This is a genomic window from Roseibium sp., assembly GCF_025698965.1.
Classification (GTDB): Bacteria; Pseudomonadota; Alphaproteobacteria; order Rhizobiales; family Stappiaceae; genus Roseibium.
The window spans coordinates 1-21,653 of the sequence record NZ_JAILWL010000038.1; the positions used below are offsets into that span (position 1 = coordinate 1).

A 21,653-nucleotide genomic window follows, 5' to 3' on the forward strand; every position below is an offset into this window, starting at 1 on the left:
CCACTGGTCGACAACAATCCGATCACACTGCAGGTTCTGGGTATCTGTTCGGCACTGGCCGTGACATCCTCGCTGCAGGTCGCCTTCGTAATGGCGCTTGCGGTGACGGTGGTGACCGGGTTCTCCTCCATGTTCATCTCGATGTTGAGAAATCAGATCCCGGGCGCGATCCGGATCATCGTGCAGATGGTGATCATCGCCTCTCTGGTGATCATGGTGGACCAGTTCCTGAAGGCTTATGCCTACGAGATTTCGAAGACCCTGTCGGTTTTTGTCGGACTGATCATCACCAACTGCATTGTCATGGGCCGCGCGGAAGCCTTTGCAATGAAGAACCCTCCTGTCGCCTCCTTCATTGACGGCATCGGCAATGGTCTGGGCTATGGGCTGATCCTGATGCTGGTGGGTGTCGTTCGCGAATTGCTCGGATCCGGCAGCCTCTTCGGTATCACCATTCTTCAAACCGTGAACAACGGCGGCTGGTACGTTCCCAATGGACTTCTGCTGCTGCCGCCTTCAGCGTTTTTCGTAATCGGCCTGCTGATCTGGATCTTCCGGACCTGGAAACCGGAACAGGCAGAAGAACCTGAGTACAAGATCCAGACGGTGGAAGCGCATTAATGGAACAGCTTGTCTCTCTTGCCGTAAAGGCGATCTTTGTCGAGAACCTTGCGCTCTCGTTCTTCCTGGGCATGTGCACATTCATCGCGGTGTCCAAGAAAATTTCCACAGCCATCGGCCTCGGCATCTCCGTCATGATTGTGCAGGCCATCACGGTACCGGCCAACAATCTGATCCTGAACTATCTTCTGGCGCCGGGTGCGCTTGCCTGGGCCGGGTTCGGGAATGTCGACCTGACTTTCCTGGGGCTGATCTCCTATATCGGCGTGATCGCGGCCCTGGTGCAGATCCTGGAAATGGTTCTCGATAAGTATTTCCCGCCGCTCTACAACGCGCTTGGCGTGTTCCTGCCGCTGATCACGGTGAACTGTGCGATCCTCGGTGGATCGCTGTTCATGGTGGAGCGTGACTATGATTTTGCCGAGTCCGTTACCTACGGCGTTTCCTCGGGATTTGGCTGGGCGCTGGCGATCACCGCGATGGCAGGTGTTCGTGAGAAGCTGAAATACTCCGACATTCCGGAAGGGCTTCAGGGCCTGGGCATCACCTTTATCACCGCTGGTCTGATGGCACTTGCCTTCATGTCCTTCAGCGGCGTCAAACTGTAACGGGAGAGCCCTGTGGCCACATTCGGACTAGGCATACTGCTCTTTACCCTGATCGTGCTTGGGCTTGTCACGATCATTCTTGCCGCGCGCTCGAAACTCGTTTCCGTGGGCAACGTCAATATCAGCATCAACGGCGAAAAAACCATCTCCGTACCGGCGGGTGGCAAGCTGCTGCAGACGCTGGCGGAACAGAAGCTGTTCGTTCCGTCCGCATGCGGCGGCGGCGGCACCTGCGCCCAGTGCCGGGTGAAGATATTCTCCGGCGGCGGATCTATCCTGCCGACTGAGGAAAGCCATATCACCAAGCGCGAAGCGGCCTGTGGCGACCGCCTGTCCTGTCAGGTGGCGGTCAAGCAGGACATGGAGATTGAAGTTCCGGAAGAGGTATTCGGCGTCAAGAAATGGGAATGCACCGTTCGCTCCAACGAGAATGTGGCGACCTTCATTAAGGCGTTGGTTCTGGAGCTGCCGGAAGGCGAGGACGTGAATTTCCGGGCCGGAGGCTATATTCAGATCGAGGCTCCGGCGTACAAGCTCAAATACACCGATTTCGATGTTGAAGAGGAATACCGGGAAGACTGGGACCGCTTCAATCTCTGGCAATATGAGTCGATTGTCGACGAGCCAGTTGAGCGTGCATATTCGATGGCCAACTACCCTGAAGAAAAGGGTATCATCATGCTCAATGTTCGTGTGGCTTCGCCGCCACCGGGCTCCGAAGGCATTCCTGCGGGCAAGATGTCGAGCTATATCTTCAACCTGAAGCCGGGTGACAAGGTCACCATCTCTGGCCCCTTCGGCGAATTCTTTGCACGCGATACCGAAAAGGAAATGGTGTTCATCGGTGGCGGTGCGGGCATGGCGCCGATGCGCAGCCACATTTTCGACCAGCTCAAACGGCTCAAGTCGAAGCGCAAGATCAGTTTCTGGTATGGGGCGCGTTCGAAGCGGGAAATGTTCTTCGTGGAAGATTTCGACCAGCTCGCCGCTGAAAACCCCAATTTCGAGTGGCACGTGGCGCTGTCGGATGCTCTGCCTGAAGATGAGTGGACCGGCTACACAGGCTTCATTCATAACGTTCTGTATGACGAATATCTGAAGGACCATCCGGCGCCCGAAGATTGTGAGTTCTACATGTGTGGTCCACCAATCATGAACCAGTCCGTGATCAACATGCTGCTTGATCTCGGTGTCGACCGTGAAGACATCATGCTGGACGATTTCGGCGGCTAAGCTTCAAAACGACGATTGATAGCCCTCCAGCGAAGTTCCACATTGTGACGGACCTTCGCTGGAGGGTTTTTGTTTTGATCTCTTTTCAGATTGTGCTTGTCGTTCCCGTTGCCATCAGCCCGCGGTTGGGGCTGGATCAGCGCAATGCTTCAGATCCCACTGATCTGCTGTGCCTTTTCAAACATCACCTCGGCCTGGCGAATTGAGGCGTAGTCGATCAGGCGGCCGTCGAGCGACACCGCACCTTTGCCGTTGGCTTCTGCCTCGGTCATCGCCTCCAGGATGCGTCTGGCCTTGATGATTTCCGCGTCCGAAGGACTCATGACTTCATTGGCAAGTGCGATCTGGCTTGGGTGTATGGCCCATTTGCCTTCACAGCCGAGCACTGCTGCACGTTTGGCAGCGGCTCTGTAGCCGTCAGCATCCTGGAAGTCACCGAAGGGGCCGTCGATCGGCCGGAGGCCGTTTGCACGCGCAGCCACGACCATGCGAGCGAGGGCGTAGTGCCACATGTCTCCCCAGTGAACCTCCCGGCTGCTGTCGGCCAATGGGTCGGTCAACACCGAATAATCGGGATTGACCCCGCCGATGATCGTGGTGCGCGCGCGGGTGCTGGCGGCATAATCCGCCACACCGAAATGCAGGCTTTCATTGCGCTTTGACGCAGCTGCGATTTCATTCACGTTCTGCATGCCGAGCGCGGTTTCGATGATGTGCTCAAAGCCAATCCGTTTCCGGTATCCTCTGGCGTCCTCGATCTGGGTAACCAACATGTCGATGGCATAAACGTCCGCGGCCGTCCCGACTTTCGGGATCATGATCAGGTCCAGATGTTGACCGGCCTGTTCAACGATGTCGACAACGTCGCGATACATGTAGTGGGTGTCGAGACCGTTGATGCGGATCGACATGGTCTTGTTGCCCCAATCGATCTCGTTCAGAGCCTGAATGATGTTTTTGCGTGCCTGCTCCTTTTCGTCCGGGGCAACTGCGTCTTCCAGATCGAGGAATATGACGTCGACGTCGGACCGTGCGGCTTTTTCAAACATTTGCGGTTGGCTGCCCGGCACGGCCAGTTCACTACGGTTCAGGCGTGCAGGGGCTTGTTCAATGGAAAAGAAGCTCATGTCTCAGGGTCCTGGATATGGATAGATTTCGTATTTGGGTTTCGCGCTCAGGACGATGGTCTTGACGCCATGCACTGTTCGCATGCGATGTCGCTCCACCCGCGTTTATGGACTTGTCATCCGAGGCTAATCGCGAGGTTTTCTGATCCGGTGATCGTCAAATCACCCGGTCTCGCGGTTCACGGCCCTCGAAGAAGTCGGTCAGGTTTTCAAGAACGCGGAAGCCCATCGCTTCGCGTGCTTCCTTGGTGGCGCTGCCCAGATGCGGCAGCAAGACGAGATTGTCACACTGCATGAGATCCGGGTTGATGCTTGGCTCGCCTTCAAAGACATCCAGCGCGGCACCGCCAATGGTCTCGAATATCAACGCCTGGATCAGGGCAAGTTCATCGACAACTTCTCCCCGCGCGGTATTGATCAAGATGGCGTCCGGCTTCATCAGATCCAGCTTGCGCGCGTCGATGAGATGACGGTTGGCCCCGCCTCCGGGGCAGTGCAACGAGAGGAAGTCGCATTGCGGCAACAAGTCTTCGAGAGTATCAACTTGCGTCGCGTCGCATTGCGCCAGAATGTCCGGAGCCACACGACTGCGGTTTTGCACGAGGATCTGCATTCCAAATCCATGGCGCGCACGCCGAGCCATTTCCTGGCCGATGCGTCCGAATCCGACAATCCCGAGCGTCTTGCCGCTGACCTTGGTGCCCATCAGATGTGTCGGGCGCCAGCCGGTCCAATTGCCGGATCGCAGTTCGCGCTCGCCTTCTCCTGCACGCCGGGCCGACATCAGAAGCAGCGTCATCGCCAGATCGGCCGTGCACTCCGACAGTACATCCGGCGTGTTGGTCACGGTCAGTCCAAGGTTACGGGCGGCGTCTTCACAAATATGACTGTAGCCGACGCCATAATTGGCAAGGATTTTCGCCTTTGAGGTCCGAACATCCAGGGCTTCCGCACTGATGCGGTCCGTCACCGTGGGCAGGACTGCATCATAAGTGGTGAGCGCTTCGCGGATCTCGGCTGGTGACAAAGGCCTGTCGCTGGTGTTGAAAACCGCGTTAAAGCTTTCCGACAACCGGGCTTCAACGGGCGCAGGCCAACGGTGAGTGACCATGACTGAAGGTCTTGCCATCACGCTGCCTCCTTCATGACATTGGCGATTGTGTCGCCGATAACTGCCGGATTTGCTGCAACCGTCACGCCTACAGCTGAGAGAATTTCCACTTTCTCCGACGCGCTTTCACCAAAGGCCGAGATAATCGCACCAGCATGACCCATTGTGCGGCCTTTGGGTGCCGTCAATCCGGCGACATAGGCCACGACGGGTTTGCTGACATGGTCACGGATATATTCTGCTGCCTCCGCTTCCTGCGGGCCGCCGATCTCGCCGATCATGGCGATCAGATGCGTGTCCTCATCCTGCTCGAAGCGTTCCAGAATGTCCTTGAAGGAGGAGCCGTTGATCGGGTCACCGCCGATGCCGACACTCGTGGATACACCGATGCCGTGCGCCTTCAACTGTGCGGCAGCTTCGTAGCCGAGTGTTCCGGATCGACCTATGATGCCGACGTGGCCTGGCAGATAGATATGGCCGGGCATAATGCCAAGGAGAGCCTTGCCGGGACTGATCGTTCCAGCGCAATTGGGGCCGGTCAGCACCATGCGCCTTTCGCGTGGATAACGGTACATGTATCTTTTCACGCGGATCATGTCCTGCGCCGGAATACCGTCGGTAATACAGACACAGTAGCGAATGCCGCTATCAGCCGTTTCCATGATTGAATCTGCGGCGAACGGCGGCGGAACGAAAACCAGACTTGTGTCGGCTCCCGTCGCCTCAACAGCCTGTTTCACGGTATTGAAGACCGGTACACCATCGACCGTTTCTCCACCTTTGCCTGGCACGACGCCACCGACGACATTCGTACCGTATTGCAGCATCTCCTGAGTGTGAAATCGGGCCATGCGTCCGGTGATGCCCTGTACGAGAACGCGGGAGTCCCGGTCAAGAAGAATACTCATAGAGCTGCCCTCATTTTGGTGGCCTGAACAAGATCGTTCTGCCATGCGCCGACGGCACGTTCGGCGGCTTCCATCAGCGACGTTGCGCGGATGATCGGCAGACCGGATTTTGCAAGGATTTTCTGACCTTCCTCGACATTGGTTCCAGCCAGGCGGACTACGACTGGAATGTCGAGCTGGAGGCTTTTCAGCGCCAGCACGACACCTTCGGCTACCCAGTCGCAGCGGTTGATGCCGGCGAAAATATTGACCAATACGGCCTGCACATTGTCGTCGGAAAGGACAAGGCGGAATGCCTTGGCCACGCGTTCGGGCGAGGCCCCGCCGCCGATATCGAGAAAATTCGCCGGTGCGCCTCCTGCAAGCTTGATTGTGTCCATGGTTGCCATCGCCAATCCGGCGCCGTTGACGATGCAGCCAATATTGCCGTCTAGACCGACATAGGACAGACCGCGGTCGGCAGCGCGGCTTTCGCGCGGGTCTTCCTGGGATTTGTCTCGCAATTCGCTGATCTGCGGGTGACGGAACAGTGCATTGTCGTCAAAGCTCATTTTGGCATCAAGTGCCACAACACGATTGTCGCCGGTGACGACCAGTGGATTGATCTCGACCATTGTGGCGTCGAACTCCAGAAAGGCGCGGTAGCATCCCTGCAGCGTACGCACCATGTGCTGGACCAGCCCCGGCTCGATTCCCAGATTGAAGGCAATCTCGCGGGCCTGAAATTCTTGCAGGCCGACAGCCGGTTCAACGGTTGAACGAACGATGCTCTCCGGTCGGTCCGCCGAAATTTCCTCGATCTCCATGCCGCCTTCCGTGGAGGCGACGATCATTACCCGCTGGCTGGACCGGTCCAGCACAAAACCTAGATAAATCTCGTGATCGATCTGCACTGCGGATTCGACATAGACCCGGTAGATGCCCTTGCCCTGGGGCCCGGTCTGATGTGTGACCAGCTTGCGCCCGAACATGTCATTGCAGGCGTCATAAACCTCGTCCTGAGACTGACAGAGCTTTACACCACCGGCCTTGCCGCGGCCTCCCGCATGGACCTGCGCCTTGACAATCCACTTGTCGCCGCCCAGCTCGTGTGTTCGATAGGCGGCCTGCTCGGGGCTGTATGCCAATGCGCCCTTCGGCACTTCGACGTTGAAACGCGACAGTATTTCCTTGGCTTGATACTCGTGAATATCCATGGAGACCTCCTATTGCGCAGCGGCGGCGGGTGCATAATGTCTGGCAAGGATCGTATCGATTGCCGTCTGGTCGATGTCTGTTCCCAAGGCGCGCATCGCATCGGCAAACCGGTTGGCGATGTCCTGAATGGCGCTGGCGCGCAACTGGTTCAAAATGCCGATGCGGATCTGGATCGGTTCCGAGAGCGTGGGCCAGATTCCGAAACCGGCCGCCCGGCAATTCTGCACCAGTTCCATCTCACGGCCTGCCAGACTTTCCGGCAGGTTCAGCACCAGAAGGCTGGTCATGTTCGAAGTCACCTCACATCCCATGGCGGTGACCGCTTCGCGAAGTGCGGCTTCATGCGAGCTGTAGGATGAAGCCCGACCGGAAAGTCCCTCCTGCAGGGTGAGGCGAAGCGATTCATGAAAGGCGGCGACCGCATAACCGGAATGGGTGCGGTGATAGGTGCCTTTCTCGACGTCGGCCCCGTCGACAATGCCCCAATGGCGTGCCTCGAAGATTGGGTTATGCACATAAGTGTAGGCTCCGGTTGCGTTCAAACTATCGATATAGGCATCGCGGAAACTCACCGGTGCGTAGGTGAGGGGGAGGCAGCACAACCCTTTTTGAGGGCAAGACGCCCACCCGACTATGCCCGGGTAATCGTCAATCGAGAAATTTTCGACACCAAGCGAGGAAACGGCGTCAACAAGCCCCAGAACTCCATGACGTTCGCAGGCATCGGAGAAACCCCTGATGTCGTTGATACGACCCGAACCGGTTTCCCAATGCGCCATGAAGGCCCATTTCGGGCTGTGCTCAGCCAGCACTGCCTCCACCATATTGCCGGTCACAGACTCTCCGTGCGGTACATCAATCACGGTCACGCTTGCAGCATCGGGATTGAGGGGAGCCTCTGCCAATTCGGCCTGGGTGGCAGCCTTGATCCGCAGTGTCAGCGCGTCGATGCCGGAAAAGGTGCCGTTTGAAAAGGCGACCACCTTGTCACCGGGCATGACGGCGGAAAACATTACATCCAGGCCACTGAAGCCGGTTCCGGCAACTGCAAACGTGTAAGTGTTTTGCGTGCCCCAGATTTGGCGCAGCATATGCTTGCACTCGATCATGCCTCGCAGGACATCGGCCTGCATGTGGTCGGCGACACCCGCGCCGGCAAATGCCTGGAGCACACGTTCGTCCGTATTGCCGGGACCGGGGCCTGCGGCAAGTGTCTCTGGAATTGCCAGCCGTGGGTAGATCCGGTTTGTCATCAATTGGTGTCCTCGCCTCTTCAGGCCTTGCAGCCTGCCTGTTGTCTTGAGAGTGAGGAAACCCCAGGATCACCTGGACGCACAACGTAAGTTACTACTGCTTTTGGGTATCTATTCGGGTGGCGAAATACCTACCTATTTTGGCGTAAAATCGCATTTCTACCAATCATTACACTGTATATTTGGGTAGTATTTTCCAAATACAGGCGGGAAATCAGATGGTTGTGGAATCCGGGACACCGATCAACATCATGCTGGCAGACAGCAATCCGTTGGTGCTTTCCGCGATGTCGGAGATTTTCGAACAGGATAAACGCTTTTCGCTGGTGGCAACGTCTGCCACGGCCGAAGGATTTCTCGGCCTTGCCATGCGCGTTCCGGTGCAGGTGGGGGTCATCGAGTGGAACCTGCCGGTACTTGGAGGCGCGAAACTGATAGAAGTGTTGCGCGAGAACGAAACCGCACCTCGTTTCGTTGTTTATGGTGATGCTGCCGGTGATCTTCCCAGACGGGCAATGCAGGCCGGTGCTGCGGGGTTCACGTCAAGTTCGGGGGAGGTTGAGAACCTGTTGGAGACATGCGTCGATGTCGCGGCCGGGAAAATGGTTTTTCCATTCATCGATGTCCGTCAGATGCAGCAGGATCCGATCCACAGTCTGTCTCGCAAGGAACGTGTCCTTCTGGAATCTCTGGCCAATGGCATGTCCAACCGGGAATTGTCTAAAACGCTGCAGATTTCGACCAACACGGTCAAATTTCACCTGTCGAATATCTATGAAAAGCTGGCGGTGAAAAACCGGGCACAGGCGATTGTCTATTATTATTCCTCTCAGCAACCGGAGAGTAAGAGAGGGGAGTTCTGACGGCGCCGTTTCACCTGGCGCCGTCTGCCGAATTCTAAAGCAATTCCAACATTCAATGGAGATGCTCCAGGAAGCGGGGAGGATCAAAGATGCGCTGTTGCGATCATTTCGACCCTCATGCCGGGGCGTGCCAGGGCGACACCTCCGGTGGCGCGTGCCGGTGGAGACGCTTTGTCGACCCATTCGTCCCAGACTGCGTTCATTCCCTGAAAATCAGACATATCAGAGAGCCAGACCTGCACCGAGACGACATTTGACTTGTTGCCGCCGAGTTCAGCCATGACGCGATCAATGCCTTGAAGTACTTCTCGGGTCTGGACGGTGATGTCTCCATTCAGGTCCTGGGGTATCTGGCCAGCCAGAAAAACGATGTCGCCGACACGAACGGCCTGGCTCATGCGCGAGCCGGGTTGATGATGCGATACAAGCATCCTGTTTCCTTGTCTTTCAGAAATTACGTCTGTTGGTTTGATGGTTCGTCGTTTGAAGGGCCTGCAGGTGCTCCGGTATCTGCGTTAAAGCCACTTGCCGATTTTCTCCAGCGTTGCGGAACTGACCTCGACACCCTTTCGTTTGGCGCGGCGGCGCGCCGCGTTCCGTCCGTCACCGGGTACGCGAACACCGGGCTGGTCCCGCATTTCTTCAACAAGTGTCGCGAGCCTTTCCGCGAACAGGCCGGTGGATGTCGCACCTGGATCGATTGCCAGAAAGAACTGACCGGTTTTGGGTGGACCGCCTTTGGTGCCGGAAAAGGGACTGGCATTGAAGCCCAGGGTCGCTCCGGTCATCGCAGCTGCCATCAACTCGACCATAAGTGCAACGCCGACGCCCTTGTAGCCACCGCTTGGTGCCATTGAGCCTTTGAGCGCGAGGTCAGGGTCTGTTGTGGGCTGTCCGTCTGAATCGAGCGCCCATTCCGGCGGGATGGGGCGGCCCTCGCGTGCATGTTTCGTGATTTCGCTTTTGGCTATCACGCTGGCGCTTTGGTCAATCAGGATCGCAGCCGAACCATCACTGTCCGGTGCTGCGATCGAGAATGGATTTGTGCCGACAACGGCTCGGCATCCGCCAACCGGAACAATAGAAGCCGGCGCGTTTGTGAAACCGATCCCCATCAGTCCTTCTTCAGCCAGCCGCCGCGTATGACATCCCAGAACGCCGCAATTGTAGGAATTGTGCAAGGCCAGTGCCGCGACACCGTATTCTCTGGCAGCCGGAACAAGTTTGTCGAAGCCCAGGTCGATTGCCGGGTGGGCAAAGCCGGTTGCCGCGTCCACTGTGATAACGGCCGGTGCGGGTTGGGACCGGACCGGCTGCGCCTGACCATCAACCTTGCCGCATTGCACGTGTTCGCAGTAAATCGGGATATAGGCCAGTCCATGGCTGGCGATTCCGCTCGCTTCGGTTTCCGCGGTGGCAAGGGCAAGCGGACGCGCATTTTCCGGAGATGTTCCTGCGTTCACCAGCGCGCGCTGAGCCAGATCTTCGATTTCCTGCAGTGATAAAACCTGTACGTCTGTCACGTATATTTCCTCTGATCAGTCATTGTCGCTCGCAAGAGAGCCCGCACCGGCACGGGAACGTTCGGAAGGCGGTACAGTGGTTCTCAGGGCGAAGATGTTGAGCTGTTCGATCGTATCCAGATCGACGGGGAGCGCTTCGCGTGGGGCGGGACGATCAACTTCAAGCGTTTCGATCCGGATGTTCAGTTCACACGCTTCACCCGCCGACAGCGCAACAACTTCCCCAAGAACCCGTCCATCGGCGGTCACGCCGGTCTTTTGTCCAAGACAGGTCACGCTCAGGTCTTTGCCGATGGCTTGGGCGACGGCTGCTAGAAAGGGGAGAACGAGAAGCGGATGACTGACCGGTCCGGTCATCAGCCCTGCCTCTGCGAGCCGGGTTTCCGGCAAGCCTGCGTGGTCGGCCAGTGTCGCTCCAACCGCCACCGGACAAAGTGGCACCGATGAGCTGGCACTCCATTGTCCGGGCCGGACCTGAGGACAAATGTCCCGCCAGGCCATGCCAGTGGCGAAATTCAGATGCGAGGCCAGATTCCCAGGACCGTCAAATCCTTGCGCATGGAGCCAGGCCGCAGCAAATCCCGCCTCTTCGGCCAGTCCCCAACTCATGCCGGCACCGCGTGCTGCCTTGAAACACAAAGCAGAAACCTCGTTCTTGGACATTTGGACCGGATCTGTTCTGGACACGGACGTCGTCACGACTTCGCCAACCGGATTATGCTTTTCCATGAACATTCTCCGTAGTTTCGGCTGGATCCAGCGGATATGGGTCGCCTTGGAAGAGGCAGATACGCACCCACTTGTCGGAGCGTGGGTCGAAATGGGTTGCGCCGAAAAAGGCCAGTTTGCAACGCATCAGGTCGATGGGAAGCATGTCGTCTGCAATCAGGTTGTCTTGAACTTCGGCGAAAGGGTAGGTGTCGACGAGCTGGACCCGGCGCACGATGAACCGGTGTTCGGGAAAGCGAAGCAAAAAGGCAGCAACACTTTCGTCGTCTTGTGTCTCGGACAGCCGGATGTAGAGTTCGCTGGCAAGCCGGGCAATGCACAGGGGCTGTTCGAGTTCAGATCCATCGTCCAGTTCGCGTTCTCCGAGACGCGGCTCGAGCTTTTCTTCAGATACGTACCAGAAGCGCGCGGCATTTTCAGACTTGGTGAAATCGATGGACAACGCCCAGCCATAATGCTGTTCAAGCAGGTTTCGAAGATGTGCCGTCTCCATGGCGCCGTTGATACGGTAAGAGCCGGATTCCTCTGCGCTCATGCAGTCTGCGAGGCCGTCGACAAGGTCGCCGTGAGGCTCCAGTATCAGCGAGAGGAGAGCTTCCTGACCCTCAACTGACAGGGCTTTTTGACCCCAGCACCACAAGTCGTCCCATGGCTTTTGTGTTGCTTCCGGGAAGGCCTGGAGCTTCTCCTGAAGTAATTTGAAGTCCTGTTTCAGATCATCCAGCTTGGCGACTTGAAGGGCGTGCTCGGAACGCCATTGAGACAGGTTGACCTTTGCTTCGGCGAACGCCTTGTGCAGGCTGGAGATGGCCTCCTGATCTGCTTCGTCCAAATTGCGAACTCGGGCAAGGGCCTCTTCACGCGCCATCACCCAGTTGTTCAGGAGAACGGGATGGCGAATGATGAACGGAGCCATGCCGAGACCGGTCGAATTGCCGACCCCAAGTCTTGCCTTGAGGTCGGGGGCAAGCCGTGTCGCCCGGTCTCCACCCTTGCTCACTGCAAGATGTTCGACAATATCGGCGCAGAACTGCCGGGTCAGCCAGACAGACAGCATTTCGGCCTGAAACGGGGCCTTGAATTCTGCGCGATCGCGAATGACTTCGTGGTCGGCCGCACCGAATTTGCCTGCACCGTAGACCGCGGTCGTGCGCATGAGGTATCCGACAGCTTCAATTTCTTCGACGTCCGGTTGTTCCCCACAGGACAGGCGCTCAACCACGTGATTGAACAACCGGACAGATCTGTTCGCACGGCTCAGCGACAGTTCCTTGATCGAGACCCGGCCGGCCTCCTGATAGGGAACGTTCTTTTCCAGACGATCCAGATCCTCGGGTGTGGGGACTCCATCGAACAGGGCGAATGTGGCGTCCCAGGCCGTTGCGATGACGCGATCCGAGCGCATGTCTTCCGGCAGATCGTGCGCAAAGGCAACGAGAGAATAGGTACGCTCAGGTCCGATCGCACAATAGACAGCTCGTCCAACGCCCCTGTCGTCCAAATCCCAGACTGGGCGGGTGAATTGCCAACCTTCGTCCTGAATACGTCTCAAAAGCACGCGCAGGAATGACAATCTTGTTGGATGTGCAGATCCCATGCGTGTCAAACGCATCACTTCTGCAGGGGATCTCCAGTTTCCGTTGTGCATTGGTTTGATATCCAGTTCTTGCAACGGCATTTCAACGTTACTCCAGTACCGGTCTTGATGCAGCTCCCGGATGGACGTTCCACCCGGGAGCGACGTCTTACTTGCGGCCGAGGGCCAGAGTGATGCGCAGCGCGTCCCAGATGGACGGCAGCAGCACCAGCGAGACGGGTACGGCGGTTACAACGATGAAACTTTGAAGCTTGCCGATGCCGCCTGATCCGGTCGAGATCAGAATGAGCGCCATGACACCCATTGCCAGTCCCCAGAATGCACGCAATGCCGTTGACGGGGCATCATTGGACATTGCGGTCGCAATGACGAAGCTCATGGAGTCACTGGTTGTCGCCACGAAAATCATGGTCAGGATCAGGAACAGGAGGGACAGCAGGAAGCCGAGAGGCATTGCCTGTGTGATGGCCAGCAGGCCCGCCGGCAGATTGAACCCCTCAAACGGTCCGGAAATGACACCTGGCGTCAACTGTTCCAGGGCAATCCCGGATCCACCGATGATGGTGAACCAGAAGTTGGTGACGACCGGCGCAATGATCGACAGCATGATGATGATCGAACGGATCGAGCGTCCGCGGCTGACACGTGCGATGAAGATTGCCATCAGTGGGCCGTATCCCAGGAACCAGCCCCAGAAGAAGACCGTCCACCAGCCAAGCCAGCCCGGTGCGCCGAAGAGGCCGGAGTCACCGCGGTACATTGTCAGGGAAAAGAAATTCGACAGGTAGGTGCCGAAGCCCCCGAAGAAACCTTCGAAAATTGCCAATGTCGGCCCGGCAAGCAGCATGAAGGCCAGAAGCGCGAAGGCCAGCAGGATGTTCAGCTTGGACAGCAACTGGATCCCTTTGGAGAGGCCCGTGATTGCGGAAACAGTGTAAATGCCGGCAAGTGCAAGTATGACGACCGCTTGCGTTGCGAAAGTGTCCGGAATGCCGAACAGGGCGTTCAGGCCGTATGACATCTGCAGACCGAGGAAGCCGATCGGACCAACCGTTCCGGCAACAACGGCAATGATGCAGCTGGCATCGGCGATCAGGCCGATCGGGCCGTTGAGCGCGCGGTCGCCGAAAACCGGGTAAAGCAGCGTTCGCGGTGCCAGCGGCAGGCCCTTGTCATAGTGATAGTGCATCAGCATGACCGTTGTCAGCGAGCCGAGAATTGCCCAGGCAAGGAAGCCCCAATGGAGGAACGATTGCGCCAGGGCCGCATCGGCTCGGGCCTGAGGGTCGGCGCTGAGATCGCCGAACAATGGAGGCGAGGACAGATAATGGGCGATCGGCTCTCCTGCCGCCCAGAATACGCCACCACCGGCAAGCAGGGTGCACATGATCATGGAACCCCATTGGAATGTCGTGAATTCCGGGGTCGCAAGCTTACCCATAATCGTGCGGCTGCCTGGCAGGAAACAGATGAGGATTCCGATCAGGAATGTCGCAAGAAGCAGGATCTGCCAGTAAAGGCCAAAATACTGCGCTGAAACGCCAAAACCCCAGTCCACCAGTGCGGATAGGCCTTCAATGTCGATGAGCGCATAGGCGCAGAAAATGAGAATGAACCCGCCGGTCACCGCAAATAGCGGTTTGTCGACAAGACCCTGACCGGTATTTACCCGGCCGTTTTCAGTTACGTCGGTCATTTTTTCCTCCCAAAAAGTTGACCTATTCAGCCGCGCGCGGAACCTTTCTCGTCTGGTCTGCAGATCCGCCAAAGCTTGTTTCGAAGAAACGCAGCCAGTTTTCTCCCATGACTGCGTTGACCTCCTCCGAGGTCATTCCGACGGCTTTCAGTCCTTCGGAAATCCGGTTGAAGTGTCTGTTGTCTGAGAACCAGTCAGGCATGTCGGGGAAACCCGGAGCCGCTGCCGATCCTTCGCCGTAGTCAATCGACTTGGTCCAGCGTCCGACCCGCATCCATTCCACTACGCTGTCGGGTTGATCCTGACAGAGGTCGGTACCGATCCCGATCTGATGAACACCCATCAGATCCGCAGTGCGCGCGATCATTTCGCAAAAGTCCTGCAGTCGGCAGGCGTTGCCACCCTTCAGGTGATGCGGATAGACCGAAAAGCCGAGCATGCCGCCGCTTTGGCTCAATGCCCGCAGCACCGTCTCGGATTTGTTGCGCAGGGCCGTGTGCCAACTGGCTGGATTGGCATGCGTGATTGCAATCGGCCGGCTCGAATGTTCGACCGCCTCGAGCGTCGATCTCTCGCCGGAATGGCTCATGTCGACAACCAGTCCGACCCGGTTCATTTCCGCAATGACTTCCCGGCCCATGCGGGTAATGCCGGTGTCTTCGCTTTCATAACAGCCGGATGCCAGAAGAGACTGATTGTTGTATGTCAGCTGCATGAACCGCAGTCCAAGCGTGTGCAGGATCTCGACCAGGCCGATATCGTCTTCCATGCAGGATGGATTTTGCGAACCAAAGAAGATTGCCGTCCGGCCAGTCTGCCTCGCCAGCTCGACATCCGATCCTGTCCGGCCCTGGAAAATCAGATCAGGATAGGTTTCAAACCACCGGTTCCACTGTTCGATGTTGTGAACGGTTTCGCGAAAATTCTCGTGATAGGTGATCGTGACGTGGACCGCGTCCACGCCACCTTCGCGTAATTGCCGGAAAATCTTCTCGGACCACTTGGCATATTGAAGCCCGTCGATCAGAGGGCCGCCGGTCATGACACATCTCCGGCAGCAACATATGCGGTTTTGACCGATGTATAGAACTCGGCCGCATAACGACCCTGTTCACGCGGACCGAACGATGACGAACCTCGACCACCGAAGGGAACATGATAGTCGGTGCCGGCGGTCGGCAGGTTCACCATGACACAGCCTGCGCGCATGTTTGCCCGAAAGTGCGATGCGCGCGCAAGCGACCCGGTCATGATACCGGCGGTCAGGCCGAACTCGCTGTCATTGGCGATAGCGAGCGCTTCCTCGTAGCTGCCTGCCTTGATGACGCTGGTCACCGGGGCGAACATTTCCTCGCGGTTGATGCGCATGTCATTGCGGGTGTTCGCAAAGACGGCAGGTGCCATGAAGTAGCCGTCGGTAGGTCGCTCAAGACGATTGCCACCACACAGAAGTTCGGCACCTTCGTTGCAGCCGATTTCAATGTAGTCGAGATTTTGCTTGAGTTGGCTTTCGCTTACGACCGGACCGATCTGCGTGCCGTCTTCCAACGCATGTCCAACCCGAAGGGCCTTTGCGGCGTCGACAAGACGCTCAACGAAGGCGTCGTGAATATTCTCATGAACGATCAGCCTGCTGGCGGCGGTGCATTTCTGCCCGGTTCCACCAAACGCCGCGTTCGCAGCGTGCGCAACGGACAGGTCCAGATCCGCGTCGTCCATCACCAGCATGGGATTTTTCGATCCCATTTCCATCTGAACCTTGGTCATGTTGGTGACGGCGGCGGCGGCGATGGAACGGCCGACGGGAACAGATCCGGTAAAGCTGATGGCATCAACGGCAGGGCTCTCGATCAGGCGCTGCCCGACGTCACGACCCGGCCCGCTGACCAGGTTGAATAGTCCTGCCGGAATGTCCTGGCGGCTGATGATCTCGGTCAGGGCAACTGCGCTGGCAGGAGTAATGTTTGCCGGTTTCCAGACGACGGCATTGCCGAAGGCGAGGGCTGGGGCAATTTTCCAGGCGGGAGTGGCGACGGGAAAATTCCAGGGACTGACGATGGCAACAACGCCGACCGCTTCACGGCGCACATCAATCTCGATGCCGGGGCGGACGCTTTCAGCCAGATCTCCGTGCAGACGCAGGGCTTCCGCTGCAAAATAGGTGAAGAACTGACCTGCCCGATAAACCTCGCCCTTGCCTTCGGCGAGCGGCTTGCCTTCTTCGCGGGACAGAAGACGTCCGATTTCTTCGGCCCTTGCCATCAGTTCGGTACCGATTGCCATGAGCACGTCATGTCGTTTCTGGACACCGGCGCGCCACCAGACCGGTTGCGCGGCACGGGCGGCGGACAGCGCTTCGTCCAACTGGTCCGCGTTTGCCTGGCCGTAGGTTCCGATGATGTCTGAAAGGTCGGAGGGGTTCCGGTTCTCGATCGCGGTCGTGCCGTTTTCCCAGCGGCCGGCAATATAGATCCCGTTATTTGCAGTCATGATGCCTCTCAAGTTTGTTGAATTCATCTAGACAGCAGATCGAATTTCAGACAATCTTGAAGTTCTGAATGTTTTTTCAGGAAAATTGAAATGGCTATCAAGCTGGGAATGCTGCGGGTGTTTCGAACGGTTGCGGAACAGGGAACGCTTGCGGGAGCCGCGGACGCGCTTGGGCGGACACCGTCCGCGCTTTCAATGATGCTGGCTCAACTCGAGGAGGAGCTCGGCGCCCCCCTGTTTGAGACCGACCGAAAGAACAGGCTGACGCCTTTGGGGGAACTGGTTCTGGCGGAGAGCACGAATGCGACGGACACGTTCGACCGGAGCCAGGAGGCGATCCGCCGATATGTGTCTTCCACCGCCGGGACGGTTCGCATCGTAACGGTTCCGTCAGCGACCGTGACAATGCTGCCTGAACGGATTTCCGCGTTTTCTCAACAACATCCCCTTGTCCGGCTGGAAATCAGCGATGCCGACAGCCGGTCCGTTCGCCGACGCATTCGGCTTGAAGAAGCCGACATCGGGATTGTCACAACGACACCGGACGCACCCGAAGAAGGTTCCGTCGTGTTACAGGATGATCTTGGCATCGTGTTTCGCCAGGGCGGTGAGATTTCGCAGAAAATCAGGGCAGGCAAACAGCCAAGCTGGTCGTTTGCACGACTTGAGCCCTTTATCGGCAATGCCCTTTGCGCATTGGTCGAGAACGCAACTGTCAGGGAAGTCCTGGCAAATTGCACGCTGGAGGCAAGAAACACCACGGCGTTGCTGTCATTTGTTCGAGAAGGTCTCGGCGCGACCATTCTTCCTGAAGGTGCGATTGCGCATCAATCAGAAGAGATTGGCTTCGCGCGCCCTTGCGATCCGGTCGCGCAGCGTCAACTCCGCATGATACGCAATCCGGACCGTCGTCTCAGTCCGGTTGCGGAAGAGTTCTGGAGGTGCTGCCAAAATGCCTGGCAAAACGCGTAGCGCACCTCAGCAGCAAATTATTTTATGAAGGTTTGACCTAGTCCTTGTTTCTGAACCGAAGATTGTCTCGGTTCAGCTGGTCGAGGCTGGTGATCCCCATGAGTTTCATGTCGCGCTCGATCTCCGTCCGCAGGTTACCCAGAGCCCGCTCGACCCCGGCCTGACCGGCTGCCGCCAGAGCATATAGATAGAGCCGTCCACCCGAACACGCCTTCGCGCCGACGGAAAGGGCCTTGAGCACATGAGTGCCGCGCTGAATACCGCCTTCACAAATGACGTCTATCTTGTCGCCGACCGCATCGACGATTTCGGCAAGTTGATCGAATGGACTGCGTGAGCCGTCAAGCTGCCTGCCGCCGTGGTTCGACACCATGATCCCGGTGCAGCCGATATCCACCGCGCGTTTGGCATCCTCAACGCTCATGATGCCTTTCAATGCAAATTGACCGTTCCATTTGGCACAAAGCTCTTCTGCGTCTTTCCAGTTCATGGACTGATCGAGCATCGTTGAGAAATAGTTGCCGACCGACACTGCAACATTGGTGCCTTCGCTTACGTAGCCGGACAGGTGAGGCATGTCGAATTTGGGTTTGGTATAGAAGTTCCACGCCCACATGGGGTGTGTTGCAAAACTGAGCATGGACCCCAGGGTGAGTTTCGGCGGTGACGTAAAGCCGGTCCTGAGGTCACGTTCCCGGTTGCCGCCGGTGATGGTGTCAACGGTCAGAGCCATGACTTCGAAATTTGCATCGCGTGCCCGCTCCAGCAAGGCGTCGTTCAAGCCCCGGTCCTTATGGAAATAGAACTGGAACATCTTTGGTGTGTTGGCAATTTTCGAGATTTCCTCGACCGTCACGGTCGCGAGCGAGGATACGCCGAACATCGTTCCGTATTTGCTTGCCGCACGGGCTACTGCGCGTTCACCATCATGATGAAAGAGGCGTTGCAGGGCTGTCGGCGCGCAATAGATCGGCATGTCCAGTTTCTGGCCCATCACCTCCACACTCATGTCAACGTTTTCCACGCCGGCAAGCACGTTTGGTACCAGATCACAGGTCTCAAAGGCTTCGGTGTTGCGACGATAGGTAACCTCGTCGTCGGCTGCGCCGTCGATGTAGTGAAAGATCGGACCAGGAAGACGCTTTTTGGCGAGTTTCCGGAAGTCTTGGAAATTGTTGCAATCAGAAAGGTTCACGCCTGCACTCCCAATGGCCTTTTTATGCGCGCTTGCGCATTGGTATAATTTTCTTACCAATCGAGCGACCTGGGCACAAGCAACAATCGGGGACTGTCCCGGCGCGAAAAACGTCCAGTGCCGAAGAGAAAATGACTTACATTTCCCTTCTTTCAAATATTTCAACAGGTTGCGCTAATAGGAGTGCCCTGAACGCATCTGGATAATTGGAGAAAATGCAAAAGTACTTTTCCAAATTACCCCGTATCAGGAGATGCCGGACCGCATCAGGCTTTCGCTTAATGAAAACGGGATGCAGTCCAGCTTGCGTATTTCAATCAATCTTCATAGCGGCCAAACAGACCAAACGCGTCGCACTCGCGCTGGAGCGTGTTGGCGGCAAGCGTGAGTTCCTCACCGTGACGTTCGATCAGTTCTGCCCTGCGAACAGGATCACGGGTAGCTTCGACCGCACCCCAGATTGCTGCCAGCGTTTCGGACGCCTGTCGCAGCTTCGACAGCGCAGCGTCGTTTTCTGCGGCTTTGGCGATGTTCTCACCTGATACCGCACCGACTCCAGGCACGGTTTGGGCGCCTTCACTTGCATAACCGGCCGGTATGTCTCCCTTGGCGTTGATGATTTTGCGGTAGCGAATTGCCGACAGGATCTGGTCCACCGCCTGCTTGGCACCTTCGACACGGGACGAGTGTTCGGTATCTGCTGCAGCATGCGGAAGAAGCTCAAGACGGTCCGGATAGGTCTCGATCAGAGGGCGATAGGGAACCATCGGACCAAACAGGCTTCCGTCGTCGGCAATGAAGAGATCTGCATCAATAGCGGCAAAGCGAACCTTGCCGCTTGCAAGAGCGTTGCCCAGAGCCTCTGCATCAACGACTTCGCCGCGATCGTAGTTGATGAGAACGGCGCCATTGTTCATGGCGTTCAGGACCGATGCGCCGACCAGTCCCGCATTTGCGAAGACGCCATCAGTTCCTTTGGGGCCAAGCCCGGTGTGCGGCGAAAGAACGTCGGCCCCCGCAGCGGCCTCTTCGGGGGAGGCAGCGTAGACAAAGCCTTCCGACTCTATCCACTGCCTGTGCCGCTCTCTTGCATAGACGGCGACGGTCATTCCGAAGGCCTTGGCCAATTTTGCAACTTCGCGGCCGATGTTGCCATAACCGATCACACCAAGCCGCTTTCCTTCCAGTTTCTCGGTCGGATAGTCACGCAGATGCTTGCCGGTGTCGAAGTCACCCCGGACCACACGCTCGTGCATTTCAGTGACATTGAGGTCAGGCATCACCTTCAGCAGCGACTTCATCACCATCTGTGCGGTCGCCCGGCTGTTGAAACTCGGCGTGTTCATCAACGGGGCAGTGCCGCCCGTGCCGTTTCCTCCACCCCAGCAGGCGCAGGCCATGTTGCCGGTACCGGCGCCGATGCGTACCCCGCCTTCCTGGAAGGTTGCATTCTCGGGCAAGAAGGTCGCTGCCGCGATTACAGCGTCATACTGACCGTCGCAGCAGGCCGCCGTCAGTTCTTCATGCGTGCTGAGATCAGGCATATAGAAAAAATGCTGGCCGGCTGGCAGGTCCGATCCATTCCAGCTGCCCTGGGTGAAAGTGCCTCCCCGAGCTTCGATATGAGCCTTGACTCCGGAGGGATCGGGCTTGCCATCAGCGTCGAATTTCAATCCGACCAGATCTGCGATCAGGATGCGGTAGGCGCGGTTCGGATCATCCCTGCGCTTATCCGATTGACCGGTTTCTTCAGCTTCGAAGGCCGTGCCGGTTTCAGTCAGGATTTCTTCCAGGACGACATTCTTGGCGCGGTAATACGCATAGGAAATGTTTTCAAGCAAAGCGACGATGTCATCGGTGCCGCGGATCCCACCGATCCATGCCCGGTAGTCGCCAGGCGTACCCGGGAACGCATTTACGTAGCGGGCAGCATCCAGGCCTGGTTCGTGCCAACCGTTCGGATGCGTCAGCCCCTCATATCCCAGAAGCTGTTTCGAGCGCTGGACAATGCGGTTATGAATGGTCGGATCGGTGATGTCGGGGTCGTTGATCCTGAGCAGGGTCACGGCGGCGCCGCGTTTGTCCGCATTGTCAACGCCTGGTTCGAGCAGGGTCTGGCCTGCCAGCCACTCGTTTATGCAACGACGGTTATCGGCAGAACGCTGGTTCATGACGCTGACCGGGCCGAACATGTTTTCAACGCGCAGCAAGCCATATGTGGTTTCGGCAAATGCCAAGGATGAAAACGTGTTGATCACGCCGCCAGTCATCTTGTTGGTTTCGGGGTCAAAAAACGGACCGAGACCAACGGACTTTTCTCCGGACAAGGGTTTCCTGGCGTCTTTGGGTACCACCAGCTTCAATTGACGCGCGATGGCCCATGCGGGGTTCTTCTGGTTCTCTTCAATCAGTTTCATCGCAACTGGTGTGAAGGACGCCAGGAAGTAACCTGAAATGCCACCGATCGCCTTCTGGAATGGTGTGAACAGGCAGCATCTGGACATGAAAGCCTCGACCACCTTCTCAGACC

The 21,653-nt window shown here is 57.3% G+C and carries 19 protein-coding genes; 5 read left to right on the plus strand and 14 right to left on the minus strand.

Going from position 1 to position 21,653, the window contains the following annotated elements; genetic code table 11:
- The 3 genes from K5905_RS05005 to nqrF all read left to right on the plus strand — a co-directional run.
- Positions 1 to 621: NADH:ubiquinone reductase (Na(+)-transporting) subunit D (locus K5905_RS05005; protein ID WP_297580896.1), on the plus strand; the 621-nt coding region annotated here is incomplete at its 5' end.
- Positions 621 to 1,229 (plus strand): NADH:ubiquinone reductase (Na(+)-transporting) subunit E, encoded by a 609-nt coding sequence (nqrE, locus tag K5905_RS05010; RefSeq protein WP_297580898.1) that lies wholly within the window; start codon positions 621 to 623, stop codon positions 1,227 to 1,229. The genes K5905_RS05005 and nqrE, both read left to right, overlap by 1 nt.
- A 12-nt stretch (positions 1,230 to 1,241) precedes the next feature.
- Positions 1,242 to 2,462, plus strand: coding sequence for an NADH:ubiquinone reductase (Na(+)-transporting) subunit F (gene nqrF, locus K5905_RS05015; protein ID WP_297580900.1), 1,221 nt, complete (start codon positions 1,242 to 1,244; stop codon positions 2,460 to 2,462).
- A gap of 149 nt (positions 2,463 to 2,611) precedes the next feature.
- On the opposite strand, the gene K5905_RS05020 is transcribed toward nqrF, so the two are convergent.
- From K5905_RS05020 to K5905_RS05040, 5 genes are all read right to left on the minus strand, one after another.
- Positions 2,612 to 3,589, minus strand: a complete 978-nt coding sequence (locus tag K5905_RS05020) for a CoA ester lyase (protein ID WP_297580902.1) — start codon at positions 3,587 to 3,589, stop codon at positions 2,612 to 2,614.
- Positions 3,590 to 3,746: 157 nt separating this feature from the next.
- A complete protein-coding gene (locus tag K5905_RS05025; protein WP_297580904.1) occupies positions 3,747 to 4,718 on the minus strand; it encodes a D-glycerate dehydrogenase in 972 nt (323 codons plus the stop codon).
- The gene (gene sucD / locus K5905_RS05030; protein ID WP_297580906.1) at positions 4,718 to 5,608 is read right to left on the minus strand and encodes a succinate--CoA ligase subunit alpha; all 891 of its coding nucleotides are present in this window, start codon (positions 5,606 to 5,608) and stop codon (positions 4,718 to 4,720) included. The genes K5905_RS05025 and sucD overlap by 1 nt, the downstream gene beginning before the upstream one ends.
- Positions 5,605 to 6,804: a malate--CoA ligase subunit beta gene (locus tag K5905_RS05035; protein ID WP_297580908.1), complete on the minus strand. Its 1,200-nt coding sequence runs from the start codon at positions 6,802 to 6,804 to the stop codon at positions 5,605 to 5,607. The genes sucD and K5905_RS05035 overlap by 4 nt, the downstream gene beginning before the upstream one ends.
- Before the next feature lie 9 nt (positions 6,805 to 6,813).
- Positions 6,814 to 8,058, minus strand: coding sequence for an aminotransferase (locus tag K5905_RS05040; protein ID WP_297580910.1), 1,245 nt, complete (start codon positions 8,056 to 8,058; stop codon positions 6,814 to 6,816).
- A 218-nt stretch (positions 8,059 to 8,276) separates the two neighbouring features.
- Here K5905_RS05040 and K5905_RS05045 point away from each other — a divergent pair, with 218 nt between their 5' ends.
- Entirely contained in the window at positions 8,277 to 8,921 is a 645-nt protein-coding gene (locus K5905_RS05045) for a response regulator transcription factor (protein WP_297580912.1), read from the plus strand.
- 83 nt (positions 8,922 to 9,004) lie between these two features.
- Here the strand turns inward: K5905_RS05045 and K5905_RS05050 are convergent, their stop codons facing one another.
- From K5905_RS05050 to K5905_RS05080, 7 genes are all read right to left on the minus strand, one after another.
- Positions 9,005 to 9,352 carry a RidA family protein gene (locus tag K5905_RS05050; protein WP_297580914.1) on the minus strand — a complete coding sequence of 116 codons (348 nt, stop codon included), beginning with the start codon at positions 9,350 to 9,352 and terminating at the stop codon, positions 9,005 to 9,007.
- Between the two features lie 84 nt (positions 9,353 to 9,436).
- Positions 9,437 to 10,444 carry an Ldh family oxidoreductase gene (locus K5905_RS05055; protein WP_297580917.1) on the minus strand — a complete coding sequence of 336 codons (1,008 nt, stop codon included), beginning with the start codon at positions 10,442 to 10,444 and terminating at the stop codon, positions 9,437 to 9,439.
- 15 nt (positions 10,445 to 10,459) lie between these two features.
- Complete coding sequence (locus tag K5905_RS05060) at positions 10,460 to 11,173, minus strand: DUF3726 domain-containing protein (protein WP_297580919.1); 714 nt, start codon at positions 11,171 to 11,173, stop codon at positions 10,460 to 10,462.
- Entirely contained in the window at positions 11,160 to 12,851 is a 1,692-nt protein-coding gene (locus tag K5905_RS05065) for a hypothetical protein (protein WP_297580921.1), read from the minus strand. The genes K5905_RS05060 and K5905_RS05065 overlap by 14 nt, the downstream gene beginning before the upstream one ends.
- A gap of 67 nt (positions 12,852 to 12,918) precedes the next feature.
- Entirely contained in the window at positions 12,919 to 14,466 is a 1,548-nt protein-coding gene (locus tag K5905_RS05070) for a BCCT family transporter (RefSeq protein ID WP_297580923.1), read from the minus strand.
- 22 nt (positions 14,467 to 14,488) lie between these two features.
- Positions 14,489 to 15,508, minus strand: coding sequence for a membrane dipeptidase (locus tag K5905_RS05075; protein ID WP_297580925.1), 1,020 nt, complete (start codon positions 15,506 to 15,508; stop codon positions 14,489 to 14,491).
- A complete protein-coding gene (locus K5905_RS05080; protein WP_297580927.1) occupies positions 15,505 to 16,956 on the minus strand; it encodes an aldehyde dehydrogenase family protein in 1,452 nt (483 codons plus the stop codon). Before K5905_RS05080 ends, K5905_RS05075 begins: the two co-directional genes overlap by 4 nt.
- A 90-nt stretch (positions 16,957 to 17,046) precedes the next feature.
- On the opposite strand from K5905_RS05080, the gene K5905_RS05085 reads away from it, so the two are divergent.
- Positions 17,047 to 17,928 carry a LysR family transcriptional regulator gene (locus tag K5905_RS05085; RefSeq protein WP_297580929.1) on the plus strand — a complete coding sequence of 294 codons (882 nt, stop codon included), beginning with the start codon at positions 17,047 to 17,049 and terminating at the stop codon, positions 17,926 to 17,928.
- Between the two features lie 37 nt (positions 17,929 to 17,965).
- On the opposite strand, the gene K5905_RS05090 is transcribed toward K5905_RS05085, so the two are convergent.
- The gene (locus K5905_RS05090) at positions 17,966 to 19,123 is read right to left on the minus strand and encodes an alpha-hydroxy acid oxidase (RefSeq protein ID WP_297580931.1); all 1,158 of its coding nucleotides are present in this window, start codon (positions 19,121 to 19,123) and stop codon (positions 17,966 to 17,968) included.
- 317 nt (positions 19,124 to 19,440) lie between these two features.
- On the minus strand, positions 19,441 to 21,653 hold a 2,213-nt coding region (locus K5905_RS05095; RefSeq protein ID WP_297580933.1), incomplete at its 5' end, for an NAD(P)-dependent oxidoreductase.

Bases quoted from the DNA above. Each gene is read 5' to 3' on its own strand.
- nqrE (WP_297580898.1), top strand. From the start codon at position 621: ATGGAACAGCTTGTCTCTCTTGCCGTAAAGGCGATCTTTGTCGAGAAC.
- K5905_RS05020 (WP_297580902.1), bottom strand. From the start codon at position 3,589: ATGAGCTTCTTTTCCATTGAACAAGCCCCTGCACGCCTGAACCGTAGT.
- K5905_RS05025 (WP_297580904.1), bottom strand. From the start codon at position 4,718: ATGGCAAGACCTTCAGTCATGGTCACTCACCGTTGGCCTGCGCCCGTT.
- sucD (WP_297580906.1), bottom strand. From the start codon at position 5,608: ATGAGTATTCTTCTTGACCGGGACTCCCGCGTTCTCGTACAGGGCATC.
- K5905_RS05035 (WP_297580908.1), bottom strand. From the start codon at position 6,804: ATGGATATTCACGAGTATCAAGCCAAGGAAATACTGTCGCGTTTCAAC.
- K5905_RS05040 (WP_297580910.1), bottom strand. From the start codon at position 8,058: ATGACAAACCGGATCTACCCACGGCTGGCAATTCCAGAGACACTTGCC.
- K5905_RS05045 (WP_297580912.1), top strand. From the start codon at position 8,277: ATGGTTGTGGAATCCGGGACACCGATCAACATCATGCTGGCAGACAGC.
- K5905_RS05050 (WP_297580914.1), bottom strand. From the start codon at position 9,352: ATGCTTGTATCGCATCATCAACCCGGCTCGCGCATGAGCCAGGCCGTT.
- K5905_RS05060 (WP_297580919.1), bottom strand. From the start codon at position 11,173: ATGGAAAAGCATAATCCGGTTGGCGAAGTCGTGACGACGTCCGTGTCC.
- K5905_RS05065 (WP_297580921.1), bottom strand. From the start codon at position 12,851: ATGCCGTTGCAAGAACTGGATATCAAACCAATGCACAACGGAAACTGG.
- K5905_RS05070 (WP_297580923.1), bottom strand. From the start codon at position 14,466: ATGACCGACGTAACTGAAAACGGCCGGGTAAATACCGGTCAGGGTCTT.
- K5905_RS05075 (WP_297580925.1), bottom strand. From the start codon at position 15,508: ATGACCGGCGGCCCTCTGATCGACGGGCTTCAATATGCCAAGTGGTCC.
- K5905_RS05080 (WP_297580927.1), bottom strand. From the start codon at position 16,956: ATGACTGCAAATAACGGGATCTATATTGCCGGCCGCTGGGAAAACGGC.
- K5905_RS05085 (WP_297580929.1), top strand. From the start codon at position 17,047: ATGGCTATCAAGCTGGGAATGCTGCGGGTGTTTCGAACGGTTGCGGAA.